Consider the following 5,306-nt stretch of genomic DNA (forward strand, 5'->3'; position numbering starts at 1 on the left):
TACCCGAGGGTTCATCGGCAAATATCACTGCCGGTTTGTTAATTAGAGCTCGAGCCACCGCTACTCGCTGCTGCTCCCCTCCTGAAAGGGCATTGGGTTTGTGATGAATGCGGTGTGACAATCCCAAATAGTTCAATAAGTGCAGGGCTTCTTTTTCACTCTCACTCTTAGATTTTCCTGCTATAAATGCCGGAATACACACGTTTTCTAAAGCGGTAAATTCAGGTAACAATTGATGAAATTGAAATATAAACCCCAATTTTAAGTTTCTAAATTGCGACAAGGCTTTGTCGTTCAGGCTTAATAGGTTTTCACCGGCTATCCACAATTCGGTCCCTTCTTGTTTGGAGGGCTTTTCTAAAGTACCTAATATTTGAAGTAACGTAGTTTTACCCGCTCCCGACGCTCCAACAATAGAAACTACTTCGCCTTTTTCGATATTCAGGTTGACGCCTTTGAGAACATGCAATTGATCAAAATACTTATGGATACCTTTCGCTTGAATCATGTGTAACATTTTTACAAAGGAACAAAGATTTTGCTGATTCCAAAACCCTATCGATTGTATTTATCGTAGTATAAATAATAAAATTTAGTTAAACCTCAAAAAGTGTTTAATATTTACATATATTTGTTAAACAAAAAAAGTATGAAAAGAATCCTATTATATTTTGTTTTAGTCATGCAAATTTCTTGCAATTCGCAAGAACGCAGATCCAATTTTTTAAAAGTCGAAGAACCTGTAGCTATGAATGTTGAAAAAGGAATGGAACTAGCCACTTTTGCCGGTGGTTGTTTTTGGTGTACCGAAGCGGTATTTTTAGAGATAAAAGGGGTACAAAAAGTGGTTCCCGGTTACATTGGAGGTGTGTCACCAAACCCCACATACCGAGATATTTGTACCGGAATGACTGGACATGCCGAGGCCATCCAAATTACGTTCGACCCCAACATTGTGTCATATGGTGAGTTGCTTGAGATTTTTTTCGCTACACACGATCCTACTACTTTAAACCGTCAAGGAAACGATGAAGGAACACAATACCGTAGCGAAGTCTTTTATTACAATGACTCTCAAAAACAATTGACCGAAGAATACATAGCATTGATGACTCGGGAAAAGACTTTTAAAAATCCTATTGTTACCCGTGTTTCTCCTGCTTCTGTGTTTTATGTGGCCGAAGATTACCATCACAACTATTACAATTTAAACAAAACCCAATCGTACTGTTCCTTTGTAATTACACCAAAAATTGAAAAATTGAATAAGAATTTCAAATCAAAACTAAAAAACTAATCTTGGTGAATTACCCGTATTCACCCTAAAAAAAATACGCTATGAATACCACTGCAGTTGAAAAAGAATTATACGAACTTTTAGGCGATTCACACCAAATGACTTCTGCCGAAACGCCTTTACGCCCGGATGCATTTGTAAAATCTGACGCCGAAAAAATGGCTACTATCGAAAAGCATTTTCACAGTATTATGGAAGAGATGGGGCTAGATATGACCGATGATAGTCTCAGAGGAACGCCACATCGAGTAGCCAAAATGTTTATCCAAGAAATTTTTAGTGGCTTAAATCCGGCCAATAAACCTAAAATATCGGTTTTTGAAAACAGTTACCATTATGACAAGATGTTGGTAGAAGCGAATATCAGTTTCAATTCTACTTGTGAACACCATTTTCTACCCATCATAGGAAAAGCTCACATCGGATACGTATCAAATGGAAAAGTAATCGGATTATCTAAACTCAATCGCATTGTAGACTATTACGCTCGCAGACCTCAAGTTCAGGAACGTATGATTATGCAAATTTTTAACGAATTAAAAGCAGTTCTCGATACCGAAAACGTAATTGTAGTAGTAGAAGCCGAACATTTGTGTGTTTCAAGCAGAGGCATTAAAGACAGTTCCAGTTTTACTTCAACTATTCAGTACGGTGGAATTTTCAACGATAAAGAAAATAGAAACGATTTCTTTAATTTAGTAAAAAAAGATAACTAAAATGGCATTACTTTTGTTTGACACAACGCAAACAATAGTAAATTATGTCTAAAGAAGTAGTATCAAAGTCTAATACCCGTTACAAATATATAAACCTCGTTTTGAGTTTACTTTGTGATGCTATCGGAATGCTTACCTATCTGGTTCCTTTTTTTGGAGAATTTGCCGATGTGGTTTGGGCTCCAATTGCCGGATTAATTTTAATCAAGATGTATAAAGGTACTATAGGTGCTGTGGGTTCTATTATAGTGTTTTTTGAAGAACTTCTTCCGGGACTTGATTTTATTCCTACGTTTACTTTAACTTGGTTGTACACCTATTACATTCATAAACCTAAAGAAATAGCTTCCTCCTAGGGAGCTATTTTTTTATTTTCAAACCAATCGGCTATAAATCCCAGTTTCATACTGCGAAGCATCTTTTTCTCAAACCACCAAAAAAAACGGAATTGTCCAAATACAAATCCGGTAGCTACCAATAAAACCTGATAGATTGGAAAAATTGCCACAAGACGAACGGGTAAATAAAAGTAACCCAAGTTTTCTGAGGTCAAACCTATAGAATTGGTAAAAGGTTTGGATAAATAAGCAGATAGCGAACCAGTGATTGCAAAAACAATAAATACAATTAGGAGTTGAAAGTTTGAGGTTATACCCCAACGCTCTTTTAGTTTTTTCATGAGCAGGTAATCTTCGGTTTAATCGGTTTTAGAGATTTGATTTTTTTAAAAGTTTTACAACCAATATCAATAATCCTATTCCTTGAAAAAGTAATCCTAAAATCAATAGTATATTGGCTCCGGGAAGATGCATAACTTTAAGCAAAGCCCCAAAAACCGTAAAAACAGCCCCTAAAATTAATAGCCAAATAACGGATTTAAATTGTTTTAACATTTTTAAAATTTAAATACGAGCGGGAAAACCACCCAATTTTTGATTGTAATTCAATTGAAAATAGACCAAGTAATAGTAGAGTAGGTAATTCACTTCGTAACCGTAATCTATTCCTCTTTGGTAATCTATGGTCATCATGTATAAATTGGGGTCAAATCGCATGGGTTGTAACACACGACTGTTAAATTCCATGACCCAAACTTGATTTCGAGCTTCCAAATAGGATTGCGAATAATAATTTCGGGGCATGGCTCTACTGGCCAGCCACGAATTAAATCCGGGTTCTATCACAATAATTTCATATTCTATTTCATCATTGGCAATTCGCACAGTATCATTGGCAACTCTTGGATTTTCTGCCAAAGTGCTTTTGCTTTTAGTTCCCGAACAGCTCCAAATGAAACCAATTAAAATCAATAGACCTACTATTCTTTTCATCTCATAAAGATACTAAAAATCCTTCGAAATCGAATATCATTTAAAAGAAAAAACCATCTTTTGTGAGATGGTTTTTAAATTATTATTTTTCAGTTTTAAGCAAACTGATGATTTGCTCGGCCAATTCTGTACCAATGCGGTCTTGAGCTTCCAAGGTTGCCGCACCAATATGAGGTGTTAATGATATTTTAGGATGCATCAACAACTGAATTTCCGGAGTAGGCTCTTTTTCAAAAACGTCTAAGCCGGCAAATAATACTTTTCCGCTATCCAATGCTTCTACCAAAGCCACTTCATCTATTACACCACCACGAGCCGCATTAATGATACCCACATTTGCTTTCATCAAGCCCAATTCTTCTTTCCCAATAACATAGCCGTCTTGTGCGGGAACGTGTAAGGTAATAAAATCGGAATGTTTCAATAAATCTTCCATAGGCTCAGTAATGATGTCTACATTGATAAATTGACCATTATAAAAATCCACCCGAATAACCGCTTCGCCCACATATTTATCAGATGCAATTACCTTCATTCCCAAACCTAAAGCCATCTTGGCTACCGCTTGACCAATTCTTCCAAATCCAATAATTCCTAGGGTTTTACCACGCAGTTCTATTCCATTGGCGTAGGCTTTTTTCAATCCTTCAAAATTAGACTCGCCTTCCAAAGGCATATTTCGGTTGGAGTCATGCAAAAAACGAACTCCTGAGAACAAATGGGCAAAAACCAATTCGGCTACCGATTCTGAAGATGATGCCGGAGTGTTAATCACATGAATGCCTTTTTCACGGGCATAGGCCACATCAATATTGTCCATTCCTACGCCTCCACGACCAATAATCTTCAAACTCGGACAAGCATCAATAATGTCTTTTCTCACTTTGGTAGCACTTCTTACCAAAATTACATGAATTTGGTTGGCATTGATGTAGTTGGCTACTTGCTCTTGAGCTACTTTGGTTGTAATTACTTCAAAACCGCCTTTTTCTAAGGCTTTTATTCCACTGGCAGATAAGCCGTCATTTGCTAATACTTTCATTTTTTTCTTGATAGGGTTCAAAGGGACTTAGCCACTAAGACACTGAGTTAATAGAACCTATTTTTTAAATTATTTTTCTTTCTCTTTACTAAAACACTAAGGACAAATCACTACACCTTGGCCTCCAACTCTTTCATTACATCCACCAGTACCTGCACACTCTCTATCGGAAGGGCGTTGTACATCGAAGCTCGGTAACCACCCACCGAGCGGTGACCCGGTAAACCGGAGATGCCGGCTTCTTTCCATAGTTGGTCAAATAGAGGTGCATGTGCCTCATCGTGTAATAAAAACGTGGCATTCATGTTACTTCGAAATTCAGGAACGGCAGTACCTTTGAATAAAGGATTGCGATCAATTTCACTGTATAACAAATGAGCCTTTGCTTCATTTACTTTTTCAATAGCTGCAATACCGCCTAAGTTTTTTAACCATTGCAAGGTAAGTAACGAAGTGTAAATGGCAAAAACAGCAGGGGTATTGTACATACTTTCTTTGTCAATATGCTGTTTGTAATCCAACATATTCGGAATAGTTCGTCCCGATTTTCCCAAGATTTCTTCTTTAACGACCACTAAAGTGGTTCCGGCTGGTCCCATGTTTTTTTGAGCTCCGGCGTAAATCAAATCAAATTGTGAAAAATCTAAAGTTCTGGAAAAAATATCCGAACTCATATCACATACCATCGGGATATCCAAAGTTGGAAATTCTTTCATTTGGGTACCAAAAATGGTATTGTTGGAAGTACAATGAAAATAATCGGCATCCGAAGGAACGTTGTATCCTTTGGGAATATGATTGTAATTGTCCGATTTAGACGAAGCTACAACTACCGTTTCACCAAAATGTTTCGCTTCTTTTAGAGCCGAGTTAGCCCACGTGCCCGTATCAAGATAAGCAGCTTTTCCGTTTACTTTCAT

General features: G+C 37.2%; 9 protein-coding genes. 3 read left to right on the forward strand and 6 right to left on the reverse strand.

Annotated features, from left to right (window positions below):
- A partial coding sequence (locus V7M80_RS12980) for an ABC transporter ATP-binding protein (protein WP_333696769.1) occupies window positions 1–508 on the reverse strand: 508 nt, incomplete at its 3' end.
- 141 nt (window positions 509–649) lie between these two features.
- Here V7M80_RS12980 and msrA point away from each other — a divergent pair.
- Genes msrA through V7M80_RS12995 form a run of 3 tightly spaced genes read left to right on the forward strand, consistent with a single transcriptional unit; the run spans window position 650 to window position 2,369 of the window.
- Entirely contained in the window at window positions 650–1,297 is a 648-nt protein-coding gene (msrA, locus tag V7M80_RS12985) for a peptide-methionine (S)-S-oxide reductase MsrA (protein WP_442902354.1), read from the forward strand.
- 41 nt (window positions 1,298–1,338) lie between these two features.
- Entirely contained in the window at window positions 1,339–2,013 is a 675-nt protein-coding gene (folE, locus tag V7M80_RS12990) for a GTP cyclohydrolase I FolE (RefSeq protein WP_333696770.1), read from the forward strand.
- A 44-nt stretch (window positions 2,014–2,057) separates the two neighbouring features.
- A complete protein-coding gene (locus V7M80_RS12995) occupies window positions 2,058–2,369 on the forward strand; it encodes a hypothetical protein (RefSeq protein WP_333696771.1) in 312 nt (103 codons plus the stop codon).
- Here the strand turns inward: V7M80_RS12995 and V7M80_RS13000 are convergent.
- The 5 genes from V7M80_RS13000 to serC all read right to left on the reverse strand — a co-directional run.
- The gene (locus V7M80_RS13000; protein WP_333696773.1) at window positions 2,366–2,692 is read right to left on the reverse strand and encodes a DUF6787 family protein; all 327 of its coding nucleotides are present in this window, start codon (window positions 2,690–2,692) and stop codon (window positions 2,366–2,368) included. The genes V7M80_RS12995 and V7M80_RS13000 overlap by 4 nt on opposite strands.
- 28 nt (window positions 2,693–2,720) lie before the next feature.
- On the reverse strand, window positions 2,721–2,906 hold the full coding sequence (locus tag V7M80_RS13005; RefSeq protein WP_333696774.1) for a GldL-related protein: 186 nt from the start codon (window positions 2,904–2,906) through the stop codon (window positions 2,721–2,723).
- Window positions 2,907–2,915: 9 nt separating this feature from the next.
- On the reverse strand, window positions 2,916–3,344 hold the full coding sequence (locus tag V7M80_RS13010; protein ID WP_333696775.1) for a DUF6146 family protein: 429 nt from the start codon (window positions 3,342–3,344) through the stop codon (window positions 2,916–2,918).
- An 82-nt stretch (window positions 3,345–3,426) separates the two neighbouring features.
- Entirely contained in the window at window positions 3,427–4,386 is a 960-nt protein-coding gene (locus V7M80_RS13015; protein WP_333696777.1) for a D-2-hydroxyacid dehydrogenase, read from the reverse strand.
- A gap of 110 nt (window positions 4,387–4,496) precedes the next feature.
- Window positions 4,497–5,306, reverse strand: an 810-nt coding sequence (gene serC / locus V7M80_RS13020) for a 3-phosphoserine/phosphohydroxythreonine transaminase (RefSeq protein WP_333696778.1), incomplete at its 5' end; no start/stop codon positions are given.

Origin of the sequence: Flavobacterium sp. (assembly GCF_036759525.1) — a bacterium.
Lineage (GTDB): Bacteria > Bacteroidota > Bacteroidia > Flavobacteriales > Flavobacteriaceae > Flavobacterium.

Coding starts and splice junctions, on each gene's coding strand:
- msrA (WP_442902354.1), top strand. CDS start 650: ATGAAAAGAATCCTATTATATTTTGTTTTAGTCATGCAAATTTCTTGC.
- folE (WP_333696770.1), top strand. CDS start 1,339: ATGAATACCACTGCAGTTGAAAAAGAATTATACGAACTTTTAGGCGAT.
- V7M80_RS12995 (WP_333696771.1), top strand. CDS start 2,058: ATGTCTAAAGAAGTAGTATCAAAGTCTAATACCCGTTACAAATATATA.
- V7M80_RS13000 (WP_333696773.1), bottom strand. CDS start 2,692: ATGAAAAAACTAAAAGAGCGTTGGGGTATAACCTCAAACTTTCAACTC.
- V7M80_RS13005 (WP_333696774.1), bottom strand. CDS start 2,906: ATGTTAAAACAATTTAAATCCGTTATTTGGCTATTAATTTTAGGGGCT.
- V7M80_RS13010 (WP_333696775.1), bottom strand. CDS start 3,344: ATGAAAAGAATAGTAGGTCTATTGATTTTAATTGGTTTCATTTGGAGC.
- V7M80_RS13015 (WP_333696777.1), bottom strand. CDS start 4,386: ATGAAAGTATTAGCAAATGACGGCTTATCTGCCAGTGGAATAAAAGCC.